This window comes from Halohasta litchfieldiae, assembly GCF_002788215.1.
GTDB lineage: Archaea > Halobacteriota > Halobacteria > Halobacteriales > Haloferacaceae > Halohasta > Halohasta litchfieldiae.
In genome coordinates this window covers 399,537-415,250 of sequence record NZ_CP024845.1, presented here as the reverse complement: position 1 = coordinate 415,250, position 15,714 = coordinate 399,537, and the positions used below count along the sequence as shown (strand labels likewise).

General features: G+C 60.1%; 16 protein-coding genes. 9 read left to right on the top strand and 7 right to left on the bottom strand.

The genetic code is table 11. The annotated features are described in order from the left end of the window. Positions 1-3: 3 nt before the first annotated feature. Positions 4-744 (top strand): SDR family oxidoreductase, encoded by a 741-nt coding sequence (locus HALTADL_RS02090; RefSeq protein ID WP_089673109.1) that lies wholly within the window; start codon positions 4-6, stop codon positions 742-744. Positions 745-759: 15 nt separating this feature from the next. Continuing rightward, on the top strand, positions 760-1,389 hold the full coding sequence (locus tag HALTADL_RS02085) for an RNA 2'-phosphotransferase (protein ID WP_089673108.1): 630 nt from the start codon (positions 760-762) through the stop codon (positions 1,387-1,389). Between the two features lie 21 nt (positions 1,390-1,410). Here HALTADL_RS02085 and HALTADL_RS02080 read toward each other — a convergent pair whose 3' ends face one another. Beyond that, on the bottom strand, positions 1,411-2,550 hold the full coding sequence (locus tag HALTADL_RS02080; protein WP_089673107.1) for a serine hydrolase domain-containing protein: 1,140 nt from the start codon (positions 2,548-2,550) through the stop codon (positions 1,411-1,413). A 137-nt stretch (positions 2,551-2,687) separates the two neighbouring features. Between HALTADL_RS02080 and HALTADL_RS02075 the strand changes: the two genes are divergently transcribed. Both HALTADL_RS02075 and HALTADL_RS02070 read left to right on the top strand, forming a co-directional pair. Further along, complete coding sequence (locus HALTADL_RS02075; protein WP_089673106.1) at positions 2,688-3,386, top strand: SDR family NAD(P)-dependent oxidoreductase; 699 nt, start codon at positions 2,688-2,690, stop codon at positions 3,384-3,386. A gap of 96 nt (positions 3,387-3,482) precedes the next feature. Next, the gene (locus HALTADL_RS02070; protein WP_089673146.1) at positions 3,483-4,154 is read left to right on the top strand and encodes an HAD family hydrolase; all 672 of its coding nucleotides are present in this window, start codon (positions 3,483-3,485) and stop codon (positions 4,152-4,154) included. Positions 4,155-4,168: 14 nt separating this feature from the next. Here HALTADL_RS02070 and HALTADL_RS02065 read toward each other — a convergent pair whose 3' ends face one another. The 3 genes from HALTADL_RS02065 to HALTADL_RS02055 form a co-directional block, all read right to left on the bottom strand. Next, the gene (locus tag HALTADL_RS02065) at positions 4,169-4,837 is read right to left on the bottom strand and encodes an alpha/beta hydrolase (protein ID WP_089673105.1); all 669 of its coding nucleotides are present in this window, start codon (positions 4,835-4,837) and stop codon (positions 4,169-4,171) included. Continuing rightward, entirely contained in the window at positions 4,837-5,781 is a 945-nt protein-coding gene (locus HALTADL_RS02060; protein WP_089673104.1) for a VOC family protein, read from the bottom strand. Before HALTADL_RS02060 ends, HALTADL_RS02065 begins: the two co-directional genes overlap by 1 nt. A gap of 86 nt (positions 5,782-5,867) precedes the next feature. Then, on the bottom strand, positions 5,868-6,254 hold the full coding sequence (locus HALTADL_RS02055; protein ID WP_143054166.1) for a hypothetical protein: 387 nt from the start codon (positions 6,252-6,254) through the stop codon (positions 5,868-5,870). Between the two features lie 247 nt (positions 6,255-6,501). Between HALTADL_RS02055 and HALTADL_RS02050 the strand changes: the two genes are divergently transcribed. Then, on the top strand, positions 6,502-7,806 hold the full coding sequence (locus HALTADL_RS02050; RefSeq protein WP_089673102.1) for an acetamidase/formamidase family protein: 1,305 nt from the start codon (positions 6,502-6,504) through the stop codon (positions 7,804-7,806). A gap of 35 nt (positions 7,807-7,841) precedes the next feature. On the opposite strand, the gene HALTADL_RS02045 is transcribed toward HALTADL_RS02050, so the two are convergent. After that, complete coding sequence (locus HALTADL_RS02045) at positions 7,842-8,108, bottom strand: MoaD/ThiS family protein (RefSeq protein ID WP_089673101.1); 267 nt, start codon at positions 8,106-8,108, stop codon at positions 7,842-7,844. A 368-nt stretch (positions 8,109-8,476) separates the two neighbouring features. Between HALTADL_RS02045 and katG the strand changes: the two genes are divergently transcribed. Both katG and HALTADL_RS02035 read left to right on the top strand, forming a co-directional pair. Continuing rightward, the gene (gene katG, locus HALTADL_RS02040; protein ID WP_089673100.1) at positions 8,477-10,621 is read left to right on the top strand and encodes a catalase/peroxidase HPI; all 2,145 of its coding nucleotides are present in this window, start codon (positions 8,477-8,479) and stop codon (positions 10,619-10,621) included. A gap of 363 nt (positions 10,622-10,984) precedes the next feature. After that, on the top strand, positions 10,985-13,237 hold the full coding sequence (locus HALTADL_RS02035) for an NADP-dependent malic enzyme (RefSeq protein ID WP_089673099.1): 2,253 nt from the start codon (positions 10,985-10,987) through the stop codon (positions 13,235-13,237). Between the two features lie 148 nt (positions 13,238-13,385). Here HALTADL_RS02035 and HALTADL_RS17130 read toward each other — a convergent pair whose 3' ends face one another. Then, on the bottom strand, positions 13,386-13,544 hold the full coding sequence (locus tag HALTADL_RS17130; RefSeq protein ID WP_162551649.1) for a hypothetical protein: 159 nt from the start codon (positions 13,542-13,544) through the stop codon (positions 13,386-13,388). A gap of 255 nt (positions 13,545-13,799) precedes the next feature. On the opposite strand from HALTADL_RS17130, the gene HALTADL_RS02030 reads away from it, so the two are divergent. After that, entirely contained in the window at positions 13,800-14,174 is a 375-nt protein-coding gene (locus tag HALTADL_RS02030; RefSeq protein ID WP_089673098.1) for a hypothetical protein, read from the top strand. A gap of 177 nt (positions 14,175-14,351) precedes the next feature. Then, on the top strand, positions 14,352-15,362 hold the full coding sequence (locus HALTADL_RS02025) for a site-specific integrase (protein ID WP_089673097.1): 1,011 nt from the start codon (positions 14,352-14,354) through the stop codon (positions 15,360-15,362). Positions 15,363-15,421: 59 nt separating this feature from the next. On the opposite strand, the gene HALTADL_RS17125 is transcribed toward HALTADL_RS02025, so the two are convergent. Beyond that, complete coding sequence (locus tag HALTADL_RS17125) at positions 15,422-15,700, bottom strand: hypothetical protein (RefSeq protein ID WP_143054165.1); 279 nt, start codon at positions 15,698-15,700, stop codon at positions 15,422-15,424. Positions 15,701-15,714 lie beyond the last annotated feature (14 nt).

Below are 15,714 nucleotides of genomic sequence, written 5' to 3'. Positions count from 1 at the left end.
ACAATGACTGACTCACTCGATGGACAGACCGCGATTGTCACCGGGGCGAGCGCAGGAATCGGCGCGGCGACCTGTCGACAGCTTGCGGCCGAAGGCGCGAACGTCGTGCTCGCGGCCCGGAGCAAAGACAAACTCGCAGAGCTTGCAGACGACCTCGAAACCACCCACGGCGTCGACACGCTGGTGGTCCCGACCGACGTCCGCAAGGAGTACGCGGTCGACGCCCTGCTGACCGAGACTGTCGACACCTTCGGCGGCATCGATATCGTGGTGAACAACGCCGGACTCGCCCGCGGCAGTGACGTCGAAGAGCTGACCAACGAGCAGTACGACACGATGCAGGAGACCAACGTCGACGGCGTCTTCTATATGACTCGCGCAGCTATTCCCCACGTCCGCGAGCGCGAAGGACACCTGATCTTCCTCGGGAGCTTCGCCGGACAGTACCCTCGGTCATTTAATCCCGTCTACGCTGCCTCGAAGTGGTGGGTTCGTGGCTTTGCCAAAAGCGTCGCCGCCCAAGTCGGCGACGAGGGGGTGGGTGTCACCGTGGTCAATCCCTCGGAAGTTCGGTCGGAGTTCGAGGCAACCGACGGGCGGACGTTCGCTGAGGTGTTCGACGAAGACGAAGCCACCGAACCCGAGGAAGTCGCTGAAGCCATCGTCTTCGCGGCGACCCGCGAGGGATCGAGCCTCAGCGAGATCGACATCAACCGCCGGGACAAGTTCGCCGACGGGTTCTAATTCGGAGCGCCAGCAATGAGCGAAATCCGACTCTGTGATGATCACGGTCCCTTCAGCGGTGGGCAGTGTCCCGTCTGTGATGCCGCGGGAACACAACGTCTGTCGAGTCGACGGCGAACCCGCGTTTCGAAGTTTCTGAGCGGCGCGTTACGCCATTTTCCCGAGGACGTTGGCCTCGATCTCGACGCCGCAGGCTGGGCCAATCGGTCGACTGTCGTGAGCCGAGCCACGGAAAAATACGACTGGGTCGACGAGACGGCAGTCGACGCGGTCGTCCGAACCGATCCCAAAGGTCGGTTTGAGGTCGACGACGACCGGATTCGAGCCGCCTACGGCCACTCGGTGCCGGTCGACCTCGAATCGGGCGACAGGCCCGTGCCAGCTATCTTGTATCACGGCACGGCCCCCGACAACGTCCCGTCGATTCTGGATGGGGGACTCCGCCCGATGTCGCGGCAACACGTCCATCTGAGTGGCTCGGTCAAGGCGGCACGCGAGGTCGGTAGTCGACACGCCGCCGACCCAGTGGTGCTTCGGGTCGACGCCGCAGCGATGGTCGACGACGACAACTCGATTACGAAGCGTGGCCGGGACGTGTATACGACAGACCACGTACCACCGAGCTACCTTTCACGCCACGACTGACCGAAGTGGATCATCGGGCAGTCAGTTACCGTACACCTGATAGACGGCATCAGCAAGCTGATTCACGCGGGCAGCGTGTTCGTAGGACTCCTCACGGATGCCGTTGCAGACGTAGGCGAACGTGAGATTGGTTGTTGGATCAGCCCACGCAACGACACTGCCCAGTCCAACGTGGCCGAATGTTTCGGGCGACGAGAGCGTCCCAAAGAGATCCGAGACAGCGCCGCCGCGCCAGTAGCCCATCGCGTACCGCATCGGCCGCGAGAGCGTGCCGTCGTCGGCCGTCTCGATTTGAAGTTCGGTTGCTTTGTCGACGGTCTCGGGCTCCAACAGGCGAGTCCCGTCCAGTGCGCCGCCGTTGGCCATACAGGCGAAGAATTTGCCCAGATCACGGGCCGTGCTGATCCCGTTTGCGGCCGGGACCACCGACTGCAGGACGCCCGGACTGTTGCCGAGTCCGGCGGCGTCCTCGGGCGTGAGGTCGACTAGTCCCTCCGTAGGATCTCGACAGCGGTCGAAGATATCGAATCCCGCAACATCAGCGACCGTCTCCGGCCGGCCGTCGCGGACGCCGACGCTCGTCTGATCTAATCCGAGTGGCTCGAACACGTTCTCGGCTGCATACTCTTCGATCCGCGTCCCGGTGACCTGCCGAACGAGTTCACCCACGAGCCAGCCGTAGCTCATCGTGTGGTAGGCCGCGGTGGTCCCCGGTTCGTCCTGAAGCTCCTGTTGTTCCATCGTGTCGACGATCCCCTCCCAGTCGCCCCACGCTGCAGGGTCGCCATCGAGCGGGCTCGTCGGCATCCCGGTCTGGTGGCTCAGCACGTGCCGAACAGTCACCTCCTGCTTTTGCTCGTCGCCGCGGTCGAACGATGGCCAGTGGTCGACGACCGGATCGTCGTAAGCGATCTGGCCGTCCTCGACGAGTTGGTGGACACAGGTGCCGACCAAGGGTTTCGTACACGACCAGATGAGATGCCTCGTGTCGGGCGTCGTCGCCTCGCCATCGGGACCGGTCGTGCCGCCAGCGAGGTCGACGACGCGCTCGGTGCCGTCATAAACGACAAGCTGAGCTCCATGCTGGAGTCCAACCTCCAACTGCCGGTCGAACAGTGCCTCGATTCCGTCCTCTCCGTGCGTGTTAGTAACTGATGCCATGGTAATCAATCATGAACAACAGGGAAAATAGTTGGTGCGTACAGTACAGAATGTATTTATTTATGATATTTTAGGTTCGGGATTCCGGAGCCGTCGACCGGCAGACGTCTTTTGATCCTGCCACTGCTACGGGCGGTATGGACGTACCGCTGTACGACACGCTGGAGGGACAGGTCGCACTCGTCACCGGTGCGACGCGTGGCATCGGCAAACGAATCGCTGATGGGCTTGTCGACCACGGGGCGACAGTTTACGCAGGGGCACGAGATACAGGCGATATCACCGCCACCGACCGGCGGGCTATCGAACTCGATGTGACCGTGGCCGACCAGCGACAGGCCGCAATCGAGCACATCGAGTCGGAGACCGGTCGACTGGACGTCCTTGTCAACAACGCTGGCGTGATGGACAGCCGCGAGTCGCTCGACGAAATGTCGACCGAGGGTGTCGACAGAACGCTCGATACGAACCTTCGTGGTCCGATCCACCTCACCAAGCAGGCACTCAGCCTGCTGTTGGACCAGCCCGGCGGTCGGGTGATCAACATGTCGTCGGGACTCGGTGCGATTACCCAGCCACAGTCCGGTGGGATGCCAGCCTACCGCATCTCGAAGACCGGACTGAATGGGCTGACCTGCTATCTCGACGGCGAGTACAGCAACGATGGCCTCCTTGCCAACTCCGTCTGTCCGGGCTACGTCCAGACCGATATGGCCGACGGCAACGCACCGCGAACACCCGAGAAAGGAGCCGAAACCCCGATTTGGCTCGCCCGGTTCCGCCCCGAGGCTCCCAGCGGGCAGTTCTGGCGAGACAAATCACCGAAAGATTGGTAGCGAGTTCGGCGTCGACGGTCGACTGAACACTGACTGTGGTGCCAGACAGTCCCGACACAGCGTGATGTTTTGTATCCTGCTCGAAAAGAGGCGGTTGTGACGGCCTTTGACGCAGTGGTGTTCGATCTGGACAACACGCTCTGTCGACACGACGGCGATCTGGCGGCGGCCTACCGGCGTGCCTTCGAGGCGGTCGACAGCGAGCCGTTCGGCACTCCCGAGGCGCTGTGGGCCGAACTCGACGGTCCGCTCGATCCTGACGACGAACGCGGCTATCTGGGTGCGGGGTTCGCTCGGCTGTCGGCTCAGCATGGGCACTCGGCAGTCGACCCCCTCGCGCTGGCGGCCGCCCTGATCGCAGAGATCGATACCACCGCGGTTTCGTTCCTGCCGGGGGCGGAGGCGGCGCTGACCGCCGCCCGCGAAACCGGACCGATCGGGATTCTCACGAACGGTCCCGCCGACCGCCAGCAGGGAAAGCTTCGGGCGCTCGATCTCGAATCGCGGGTCGACACGGTCGTCTACGCCGGTGATCTCCGGCGACGGAAGCCGCATGTCGACCCGTTTGAGACGATACTCGCTGAACTTGGCACAGCGGTCGACCGGACGCTGTACGTCGGCGACTCGCTGAAATTCGATGTCGCTGGCGCACAGAACGCTGGCCTGCCAGTTGCGTGGCTCCGCGAGGAGGGAGCCGAGGCTGGTCGGTACCAACCGGAGTACGTCCTCGATTCGCTGCATGACCTCGAAGCGGTATTACGCGAATAGTAACGCCGTGTCGACTACTCGGCCGAAACGAGTCGCTCAATGAACGTATTCGTCATCTTGATCTCGTCGTCGTTGATCGCATGCCCCAGCTCATCGTAGAGCCGGGCCATAACCTCCCCACCGAGCTGTTCGAACACAGTCTGAGACTCATAAATTCGCTCGGCAGCGACGTACGGATCGTCGGTACTACAGCCGAAGAAGACCGGACTTCCCTCCAGTGAACCTGTGTACTCGGTCCCTGTTTCCGGGCCGAGGAGACTCCCCGATAACGCGATGAGACCGCCGTACTGCCGCGGGTTGCGTGCGACGAACTCGCTGGCCAGACAGGCACCCTGTGAGAATCCGAACAAGAGGATCTGTTCAGGGTCGATATCGAGATCAGTAGCCATCTCGACTGCAGTCGACACATGCTCAAGCGCGGAGGAAAACCACGGTTCGTTGTCCGCAATCGGCCCATAGCCGGAACGGGGATACCACCGATTACGGGCGGCCTGCGGCGCGAGATAGATCACCCCGTGGTGGTAGAACTCGTCGACGAGCCGGAGAATCTGCTGGGCCGTCGACCCACGACCGTGGAGCATGATCACCGCCGCCTCGGCCGCCTGCGAGGGTGCGCCAGCCGTTTCGATTGGCTGGCCGCGGTGTGGGTCATCCGAATCTCCCGATTGTGGAAGATGGGCCATTAGGTTCGCTCCGACTCAGTCGACAGTTCGATTGGTGGGAGTTGGTCTTCGATTAGCTGTCGGTCTGCTTCGAGCCAATCCGGTAGATACAGCGACTGGCCGAGCGTCTCGATATCCTCGGTGGCCGTCAATCCCGGTTTCTCCGTTGCGAGTTCGAACAGAATTCCACCCGGCTCGCGGACGTACAATGAGTGGAAGAAGTGTCTGTCAGTCACCCGCGAGACGTCGTAGTCGCGCTCCCGAAAGAGGTCGTGCCACTCGTAGAGTTGGTCGACGTCCGGGACACGCAGGGCGACGTGATGGATCGAGCCTGCGCCCTCACGGCCGAACTGGCTTGCTGTGTCGAGTAGGTCGACGATAGTCGCTCGATCACCCGCCGCCCGGTACCGAACCTGCTGGCCGTCTTGGTCGTGGAGGTCGAAGCCAAGCGTCTCCAGAACGCTCGCAGTCGCAACGGTGCTCGCTGACAGCAGCGTCACGCCGTGAATCCCGCGGATTGCGTGCTGGGTCGGCACCGGGCCTCCAGTCCACGGGTCGACCGACGACTCGCCGGTGACGAGTTCGAGCTGTGTGCCATCCGGATCACGAAACCGGATCGCCGTCTCGTCGAACCGTTGGGAAATCTCGTCGACGGCGACATCGTGGGCAGCGAGTCGGTCCCGCCAGTAGTCGACCGACTCCGGCGGGATGACGAGCGCGGCGGTGCTGACCTGTGGTTTGCCGATCCGACCGCTCTCTTCGTAGGGGTAGGCAAAGAACGTGAGACTCGTGCCGGGCGAGCCGGTTTCGTCGCCGTAAAACAGGTGCCGCGTGAACTGGTCGTTGAGGTTCACCGTCTGTTTGACGAGCCGGAGTCCGAGGGTGTCCGTATAAAAGTCGACGTTCTGCTGGGCATCACGAACGATGCCGGTAATGTGGTGGATGCCGGGTGTATCTGTGAGCATTGAAACTGACGACAGTGAGTGTTCCACGGCGGTTCGTCTTCACTCTTTGTGTGGTCACGGTCGACCGGCGGCAGGTTGTGATTCGGTCAGTAGTCCGGCTCACCGCTTGTCGCGGAATAGGTCGTCATGAGCAGCCATGCGACCCATGTGCCCGCTCCGATCAACCCGATCCACACGGCAGTCGGTAGATCCACACCGATCCAGACGCCGCAGCCAGTCAGGAGCGCTATCAACAGGAGGGCCAACAGGCGATGACTGTCGGCACTGGTCACTGCCACACGCTTGTCGTTCAGCGCTACATCATCGCGTGTCTCCTCCAGAAGGTCGTTTTCGGTGACTCTCCCCCCACACAAACAGCGGTTCGTCGCGTAGTTCAGTCGACCACACTCCTCACATCTCCCCGTTTGGCGGTCCCTGATCGCCTCGTAGTAGGCGACTATCGCCGCACTGAGCATTGCTACTGGTTGTTGCAACCTCTTTGAGTCCACTATCCGTTCGTCCGGGCGCTGAGAGCATCCTCTTGTCGGATCGGTGCAACCGAGTGAGTAGCTGACTGTCAATCCTCACTGTCCCGCCAGCGTTCCGGACTATCTGGGCAGTGCCGAGTTCCCAATCAACTACCTCCTCGACTGAGATTCGTTCGTCCATGCAGTCGACGCGGAGCAAACGTCAATTCAGCCTACACATTGCTTATGCGAATGGGTCACATACTCGCAGGTGATGTCCCAACAGATCCAACAAGAACTCGATGTCGACCAGTTTACCCTCGGTCTGGTCGGCCCTGATCAAGAGTGGGCGGGCACGGTTGCCGATGGTGGCACCGTTCGAACTCACACCCCAGCCGGCTGCTGGGGACCGATGATCACACCCTCGTTCCGCGGCGGCCACGAGGTGACCCGACCGATCCGTGTCGAAAATGCCGAGCCCGGTGACGCACTCGTCGTCCGAATCAAAGACGTCCAAGTGACGAGTGTCGCCACCAGCACCGGGAGTATGGCCGAGCGGAGCGAGGCCTTCGGTGACGATCCATTCATCGACCATCGATGTCCCGACTGCGGAACCGAGTGGCCCGACACCGTCGTCGAGGGAACTGGCGAAGGGTCGATTCGCTGTGCAGAGTGTGGAGCCAACGCCTCCTCATTCGGCTTCGACTACGGCTATACCGTCGTCTTCGACGAGGATCGAACAGTCGGGTTGACCGTCGGCCCAGAAGGAGCCGACCAACTTGCCGAGAATGCCGAGGAGAACATGGCTCTCCCGGAAAACTCTCGACAGCACCCCATCTTGCTCTACAAACCCGACGAGATTCCCGGCGCACTCGGCCACCTCGCTCCCTTCATCGGGAACATCGGAACCACCCCGACAGTCGAACTGCCGGACTCACACAACGCTGGTGACTTCGGTCAATTCCTCATCGGTGCCGAGCACGACTGGGGGATCGTCGACGAAAGCGAACTCGACGCGCGGACTGATGGCCATCTCGACTCGAACGACGTTCGACCGGGTGCGACGCTCATCTGTCCGGTCGAAGTCGACGGCGCGGGCCTCTACGTCGGAGATCTCCACGCTAATCAGGGCGATGGCGAACTCTCGTTGCACACGACCGACGTGAGTGGGACAACCGAACTCGAGGTCGAGGTCATCAAAAACGTCGACATGGACGGGCCACTCCTCCTGCCGAACGAATCTGATCTTCCGGATATTGCCAAACCCTACACCGACGAGGAACGCGAGGCAGGCAGTGGGCTTGCAGCCCAGTACGATGTCGACACGGTTGCCGACGCCATGCCACTCCAGTTCATCGGGTCAGGGGCGACGATCAACGACGCGACTGACAACGCCTTCGACCGGGCTGGCTCGCTGCTCGGCATGACCGAAGGCGAGGTTCGAGCGCGCTGTACGTTTACCGGCGGCGTCGAAATCGCTCGCCTGCCGGGCGTGGTTCAGCTCTCGATGCTCGTGCCGACCGATCTGCTCGAAGCAATCGGGTTGGATTCGGTAGTCCGAGATCAGTACGGTCTCTAAACAGCGATCTGTCACGCATCACGCGACGACTACGATTATCCGCCCTGGGCGGCCGGAATAAGAGACACCTCGGCAGTCGACGGACACGGTGTGTCCGGCGCTGCCCGTTCGCCGTCGACCAAAACGCGGACACTTGCCCGGAGTGTTCCAGCGTCGTCGAACAGTTGGGCGTCGGCTCCGGGATACTGTTCGACAAACCGTTCGAGCACGGTTTGAACTGACGCTTGGTGGTCGACGTCAGGAAGTGAGGCCGTTTTCGACCCCGTCACCCCGCGGAGTGGCCCGTAGACAGTCAGTTCCATGTATGATTCACGGTGTCACACTACATGATTGTTGTGTCTTTTCGACTCATGGTCGGAACTACTGGGAGAGCGTCTCACGCTGCTGCCAGTCGACAGCATCAGCTGTCGCGGGATGGCCATAGTCGCTGTCGTCGCTTGCTCTACTCGGAGGTGATCGTATTCACGCCCACTGGACACATCGAGACCAGCCCACTCGACGAGGCGACCAAATTCGTTCGAGTCTGGCCAGCACAGCGACAGCGAAGCCACAATGTTTGTACAAGCGATTTGTTAAATTGTGTGTGGATTGATGCCAAATCCGGCAAAAATTGATAAACATGTTTGTTTAATGGACAATATTAATATGGCAACGGAATAACTATTTGGCGATGACTGCATCCAACCACGACTGGTGGCCGAATCAGTTGAATCTGGAAATTCTCGATCAGAACGCCCGCAATGTTGGTCCTATGGACGAGGAGTTCGACTACGCTGAAGCGTTTCAGACACTCGATCTCGAAGCGGTAAAGGCGGACCTCGAAGCGCTGATGACGACCTCCCACGACTGGTGGCCAGCCGACTACGGCCACTATGGGCCGCTTTTCATCCGGATGGCATGGCACAGCGCCGGCACGTATCGTACAGCCGACGGTCGTGGCGGCGCGGCCGGCGGTCGACAGCGCTTTGGGCCGATCAACAGTTGGCCTGACAACGCGAACCTCGACAAGGCGCGTCGACTCCTCCTGCCGATTAAACAGAAGTACGGCCGCAAACTCTCGTGGGCCGACCTGATGGTGTTGGCGGGCAACGTCGCCATCGAGTCGATGGGGTTCAAAACGTTCGGCTACGCCGGCGGGCGCGAGGACGCCTTCGAGCCCGACGACTCGGTCGACTGGGGACCGGAAACGGAGATGGATACGAACGAACGGTTCGACGAGCCGGGGGGAATCGAAGAGGGACTCGGGGCCTCGGTGATGGGGCTAATATATGTGAACCCGGAGGGGCCGGACGGCAACCCCGATCCCGAGCTGTCGGCGAAAAACATCCGCCAAACGTTCGACCGCATGGCGATGAACGACAAAGAAACAGCCGCGCTTATCGCTGGCGGCCACACCTTCGGGAAAGTCCACGGTGCCGACGATCCCGACCAACACATGGGCCCCGAACCGGAAGCCGCACCCATCGAGCAGCAGGGCTTCGGCTGGGAGAACGACCACGGCACCGGCAGCGGCGCTGATACGATCACCAGCGGAATCGAGGGCCCATGGACCGGATCACCAACGGAGTGGGACATGGGGTATCTCGACAATCTACTCGACTACGAGTGGGCCGCCCAGAAGGGACCCGGCGGCGCATGGCAGTGGCTCCCGGTCGACGCCAGCGACGTCGAGAGCGCCCCGGATGCCCACGACTCCGACAAGGAGGTCACACCGATGATGCTCACGACCGACATCGCCCTCAAACGGGACCCGGAGTACCGGGAGATCATCGAGGAGTTCCAACAGAACCCGATGGCGTTCGGAATGGCCTTCGCAAAGGCGTGGTACAAGCTGACTCACCGCGATATGGGACCACCGTCCCGGTTCCTCGGCCCGGAGGTCCCCGACGAGGAGATGCTGTGGCAGGACCCCATTCCCGACGTCGACCACGACCTGATCGGCGACGAAGATATCGCCGCGCTCAAAACCGACATCCTGGACTCGGGGCTGTCGATCCCACAACTGGTGAAAACCGCGTGGGCATCGGCCTCAACCTACCGCGACAGCGACAAGCGCGGTGGTGCCAACGGTGCCCGCATCCGACTCGAACCCCAGCGAAGCTGGGAGGCCAACGAGCCCGACCAGCTGTCGACGGTACTGGAAACCCTAGAAACGATTCGAGAGGAGTTCAACGGCTCCCAGTCCGACGGGACACGAGTCTCGCTGGCCGACCTGATCGTTCTGGGCGGCAATGCGGCCGTCGAGGAGGCGGCAGCCAAAGGTGGCTACGATGTGACAGTCCCATTCGAACCGGGACGGACCGACGCTTCGCAAGACCAGACCGACGTCGACTCCTTCGAAGCGCTCAAGCCGAGCGCCGACGGGTTCCGGAACTACCGTGCGGATGGGGTCGACCGACAGCCCGAGGCGTTACTGGTCGACAAGGCCCAGCTACTGACGCTGACGGCCTCCGAGATGACGGTGCTGGTCGGCGGGATGCGGACGCTGGGCGCGAACTACGGGGAGTCTGATCTTGGCGTCTTCACCGACCGGCCGGGGACGCTGACCAACGACTTCTTCGTGAATCTACTCGATATGGACACCAAGTGGGAACCCTCGTCGACGTCGGACAACCGGTTCGAGGGGCGAGACCGTGACACGGGCGAACTGAACTGGGAAGCGACCCGCGTGGATCTCATCTTCGGGTCGAACTCCCGGCTGCGAGCCATCGCGGAGGTCTACGGTTCTGACGACGCCGAAGCGAAATTCGTGCACGACTTTGTTTCTGCGTGGCAGACCGTGATGCGTCTGGATCGGTTCGATTTGGAGATCTGATCGGCTGTCGGTACGTGAATCCATCTCACGACTCTCCTCTGTTTCCCAACCCGCATTTGTCGGGACAGAGGCGGCCGATTTTGTGGTCGGAGCCGAGCCACCGAAGCGTTGTGTGGAGGAGAGATCCCGCTGGCGGGCTTTCAGACTACGGCGAGATCGTCGACGCCGGCGTTCGTTCGGACCTCGGCCTCAACGCTCAAGATCCGAATTCGGATCGGGAATCAGTAGCTGGTCGAACCGAGCCGATCACACGGGCGATGTACACCCCCGGAGACATACTATCTCTGATATATTTCTGTTGTCTTTTCATTATTCTTTGATAATAATACTGTTATTTATCATCAACGGTGTAGATATGCTCCCATGGGCTTGGACGAAGACGCGTTAGAGTACCACAGTACTGACCCGCCCGGAAAAATAGAGATTGCGACGACCAAACCGACCAACACCCAGCGGGATCTCTCGCTGGCGTACTCACCCGGCGTCGCCGCACCCTGTGAGCGAATCGCTACCGACGTCGACCAGGTGTTCGACTATACCGCGAAGGGGAACTTGGTGGGCGTCGTCTCGGATGGGTCGGCAGTGTTAGGTCTCGGCGACATCGGCCCCGAAGCCTCCAAGCCGGTGATGGAGGGGAAAGGCGTCCTTTTCAAACGGTTCGCCGATATCGACGTCTTCGACATCGAGATGGACTCGGATGACACCGACGCGATGATCCAAGCGATTGCGATGATGGAGCCAACGTTCGGCGGCATCAACCTCGAAGACATCGCGGCACCGAACTGTTTCGAGATCGAACGTCGACTCGGCGATCAGTTGGATATCCCCGTCTTCCACGACGACCAGCACGGCACCGCCATCATTTCGGGCGCTGCACTACTCAACGCCTGCGAGATCGCCGACAAAGAGCTCTCGGAGCTCGACGTCACCTTCGCCGGTGCCGGTGCCGCCGCGACCGCCACCGCCCGGTTCTACGTTTCGCTCGGCGTTCCCCGAGAGAATATCACGATGTGCGATGTCGACGGGATTCTAACGACCGAGCGCGCGGAGGCAGGCGAACTCAATCAGTACACCCGCGAGTTCGCCAGCGATGTCCCCGAGGGCGAGCTGGCGGAGGCGATGGCTGGCGTGGACGTGTTCGTCGGCCTCTCTGTGGGCGGCATCGTCGACCAAGAGATGGTCCGGTCGATGGCCGCCGATCCGATCATTTTCGCGATGGCAAATCCGACTCCCGAGATCGGCTATGAGGAGGCCAAGAACGCCCGCGATGACACTGTTATCATGGCGACAGGCCGCTCGGATTACCCGAATCAGGTCAACAACGTGCTGGGGTTTCCCTTCATCTTCCGCGGCGCACTCGACGTTCGGGCCACCGAGATCAACGAGGAGATGAAAGTCGCCGCCAGCGAGGCACTGGCCGAGTTGGCCCGTCAGGACGTCCCCGATGCGGTCGTCAAAGCCTACGGCGATCAGCCACTCCAGTTCGGCCCCGACTACATCATCCCCAAGCCGCTCGATCCACGGGTCCTTTTCGAGGTGACCCCCGCGGTCGCCGATGCGGCCATGGAGTCCGGCGCGGCCCGCAGGTCGCTCGACGTCGAGACCTACGTCGAGGCACTTGAGGCTCGTCTGGGCAAATCCCGCGAGATGATGCGGATCATCCTTAATAAAGCCCAGACCGACCCCAAGCGCGTCGCGCTGGCCGAGGGCGACGACGAGAAGATGATCCGGGCGGCCTACCAGCTCGTCGACCGGGGAATCGCCGAGCCGATCTTGCTGGGCGACCGCGACCGCATCGAGGCGATCAGCGAGACGCTCGGGCTCGATTTCGACCCCAAGATCATCGACCCCAGCGAGGGCGATCTCGACGCCTACGCCGACCGACTGTACGACCTGCGCAAGCGCAACGGCGTCACGCGCAGCGAGGCGGGCAAACTCGTCGAGGACAGCACCTACCTCGGCAGCGTGATGGTCGAGACCGGTGACGCCGACGCGCTGCTCACCGGCCTGACCCATCACTACCCGTCATCGCTGCGGCCGCCGCTGCAGGTGATCGGGACGGCCGACGATGCCGACTACGCTGCCGGCGTTTACATGCTCACCTTCAAAAACCGCGTCGTGTTCTGCGCCGATGCTACCGTCAATCAGGACCCGGATGCGGACGTCTTAGAGGAGGTGACGCGTCACACCGCCGACCTCGCTCGGCGGTTCAATGTCGAGCCACGGGCGGCGCTGCTGTCGTACTCCAACTTCGGAAGCGTCGACAACGAGGGGACCCGCAAACCCCGCGAGGCCGCCCGTCGACTCCGCGAGGACCCCACAGTCGAGTTCCCCGTCGACGGTGAGATGCAGGCCGATACCGCGGTTGTCGAGGACATGCTTTCAGGAACCTACGAGTTCGCCGAGCTGGACGAGCCCGCGAACGTTCTCGTGTTTCCGAACCTCGAAGCCGGCAACATCGGCTACAAACTCCTCCAGCGACTGGGCGATGCGGAGGCCGTCGGGCCGATGCTCGTCGGGATGGACAAACCGGTCCACGTCCTCCAGCGCGGCGACGAAGTCAAAGACATCGTGAACTTAGCTGGCGTTGCCGTTGTCGACGCCCAACATGAGTAGCGAGCAGACCACCTATTGTTGACTTGACTGGTGAATAGTTTACCGCTCAACGGCGACTAAATACGCTATCTACCGCGTTCTGCTTCCAGTCGACGAGATCATATCCCGAACTGGATCGGGAACACCAAATTTACCAGCAGAGCTGGTATCAGCCGGAGTCTGTCGTTGTTGTGCTAACTATCGAGAGGGGATTACCGATATCTTCGACGATCATTCCTTCATTGACCCAGCCACGAACACGCTCAGTCGTGTTCATCGATTCGAGCCGCTGGAGGCGAAAGACGGTGTCTGTGTCCGGGACTTCCATCCCGAAATAGGCTTCAGTCTCTTCGATAGTCGCCTGCCGTGACCAGAGCTGCCTGTCGCGGATGTCGAATCCGCTGCGGTGCGATTTGCGACCCGACTCGTCGTCACCCCCGTCTCTGTATCCGAGGCGTTCTCGTTTCGGTGCGATGATCTGTATACCATGAGTCCGATTTACCGATGCTTGCCTCTCAATGAATTATAAATATTCGTGCGAGCACATGTTCGTCCAGTCGACGCTCTCATTCACGATAGAATCATGGCCTACACCAATACTCAAGCCCACCTCCTCGACGAACTGCGCCGTATCGATGCGATCCTCGATATATATAAAGAGACACAGCAAGCAGGGAGAACCGATGAGCGACCGGCAATCAAACCCCAAACCGTCGTCGACGAGCCTAGCCGGGTTCCGTTGGCACTCCCTGAAGCGAGCCGCGAGAAAGTCGCCACACTAACCGACCAGATCGAAGAGCAGTGCCACCAAACCGAATCAGCCACCCTTCGGCTCCGAGTTCTTGCAGAGAGTTTTGATTTCTTCGACAGACTCGCCAACTGCGCTGAAACCGCTGGCTATGGATCTCAGAGAGTTTACTCTCTGTTCGATTATCAAACGAAAGTAACGGCACTGTGATTTCCCGGGATATAGACTCGACGCTGTCTTGCGATTAGACTGCCGAAAAACTGAATGGGCGCTGCAGGCTCTCGTTCCACTGCGGAACGATTTGTCCTTTCAGCCGTCTGTCGGCTGATTTGAATGGTTTGAGATTGGGGTAAATCGGGCCTTTCTCCGATTCAGAGGAGATCAATAATGAAGCTCGAACCAATCGCACCCGAGACAGCACTCGAAATGTATCTAACTGACCGCGAGAATGAGGTCGCACAAGCAACCCTGTACTCTCACCGTTCACGACTCAGCCACTTTGTCCGATGGTGCGATGAGAATGAGGTTGGGAACCTCAATCAGCTCACTGGCCGCATGCTACACCAGTATCGTCTATGGCGACGTGATGAGGGCGACATCGGCGTTGTGACGGAAAAGACACAGATGGATACACTCCGTGTGTTCATCAGGTGGCTCGAATCAATCGATGCCGTCGAACCTGACCTCCATACCAAGGTTCTCTCGCCAACTCTGAGCTCCGGTGACAATGTCCGGACAGAAATGCTGGAGACGGAGCGAGCAGAGCAGATACTCAGTTACTTCGGCAAGTATGAGTATGCATCACGACCGCATATCGTCGTCTCGCTAATGTGGCACACAATGATGCGTGTTGGTGCGATTCATTCGCTGGATCTTGAGGACTACAATAGTGATGGTCAATATCTCGAAGTAGTTCATCGGCCAGAGACAAAAACGCCGATCAAGAATGCAGAGGGTGGAGAACGACACGTTGCCCTCTCAGAGTCGATCAGTGAGTTACTCGATAGCTGGATTTCTGACCGTCGACCCAGTATAACGGATGAGAAAGGGCGTCAACCACTGGAATCCACAAGTCAGGGACGTGCACACATCACCACCCTCAGAGGAGATTGCTACCGGAGTACCCGCCCGTGCGAGTACACTGGTGAGTGTCCGCATGATCGCTCTATTTCTGACTGTGATGCCGCCGAATATGGGTCTGAATCCGAGTGCCCATCGAGCGTGAGTCCACATGCATTGCGGCGAGGAGGAATCTCTCACCATCTCAATTGTGATGTCCCGAAAGATATTGTAAGTGATCGGGCTAATGTATCGAAAGATGTGCTTGACACACACTACGATAAGCGAAGTGAACAAGACAAAATGGAGCAGCGCCGAAAATATTTAAATAATATATAATTCGCTCTTCATCGCGGCTGTAAGACTGCGAACGCGAATACAGCACAGAACTTCGTCAATTAGGACTCTCGTTCTCGTTTTTGTTTCTCTTTACACCAATCAAATAGTCTCTGTCGCTGGTCATCGTCTGTTTCGCCAAATATGCTTCCAAGGCGGTACCCGAGATTATCCCACGTAAGGGTTTCTGGTGGTGGACCCTCAGAATATTTTGATGATTCTCCATCGTCATTGAGATCTTTCACAGCTGCTGTCCAGCCTCGTTTGAACGCTCCTTGCCGGTCGCTTCCGGGATCTCTCTGTCGAATATCTCCGAGAGGAATCGTTGGATCATCTACCATACTATTAGCCGAGC

Bases quoted from the DNA above. Each gene is read 5' to 3' on its own strand.
- HALTADL_RS02090 (WP_089673109.1), top strand. From the start codon at position 4: ATGACTGACTCACTCGATGGACAGACCGCGATTGTCACCGGGGCGAGC.
- HALTADL_RS02085 (WP_089673108.1), top strand. From the start codon at position 760: ATGAGCGAAATCCGACTCTGTGATGATCACGGTCCCTTCAGCGGTGGG.
- HALTADL_RS02080 (WP_089673107.1), bottom strand. From the start codon at position 2,550: ATGGCATCAGTTACTAACACGCACGGAGAGGACGGAATCGAGGCACTG.
- HALTADL_RS02075 (WP_089673106.1), top strand. From the start codon at position 2,688: ATGGACGTACCGCTGTACGACACGCTGGAGGGACAGGTCGCACTCGTC.
- HALTADL_RS02065 (WP_089673105.1), bottom strand. From the start codon at position 4,837: ATGGCCCATCTTCCACAATCGGGAGATTCGGATGACCCACACCGCGGC.
- HALTADL_RS02060 (WP_089673104.1), bottom strand. From the start codon at position 5,781: ATGCTCACAGATACACCCGGCATCCACCACATTACCGGCATCGTTCGT.
- HALTADL_RS02050 (WP_089673102.1), top strand. From the start codon at position 6,502: ATGTCCCAACAGATCCAACAAGAACTCGATGTCGACCAGTTTACCCTC.
- HALTADL_RS02045 (WP_089673101.1), bottom strand. From the start codon at position 8,108: ATGGAACTGACTGTCTACGGGCCACTCCGCGGGGTGACGGGGTCGAAA.
- katG (WP_089673100.1), top strand. From the start codon at position 8,477: ATGACTGCATCCAACCACGACTGGTGGCCGAATCAGTTGAATCTGGAA.
- HALTADL_RS02035 (WP_089673099.1), top strand. From the start codon at position 10,985: ATGGGCTTGGACGAAGACGCGTTAGAGTACCACAGTACTGACCCGCCC.
- HALTADL_RS17130 (WP_162551649.1), bottom strand. From the start codon at position 13,544: ATGGAAGTCCCGGACACAGACACCGTCTTTCGCCTCCAGCGGCTCGAA.
- HALTADL_RS02030 (WP_089673098.1), top strand. From the start codon at position 13,800: ATGGCCTACACCAATACTCAAGCCCACCTCCTCGACGAACTGCGCCGT.
- HALTADL_RS02025 (WP_089673097.1), top strand. From the start codon at position 14,352: ATGAAGCTCGAACCAATCGCACCCGAGACAGCACTCGAAATGTATCTA.
- HALTADL_RS17125 (WP_143054165.1), bottom strand. From the start codon at position 15,700: ATGGTAGATGATCCAACGATTCCTCTCGGAGATATTCGACAGAGAGAT.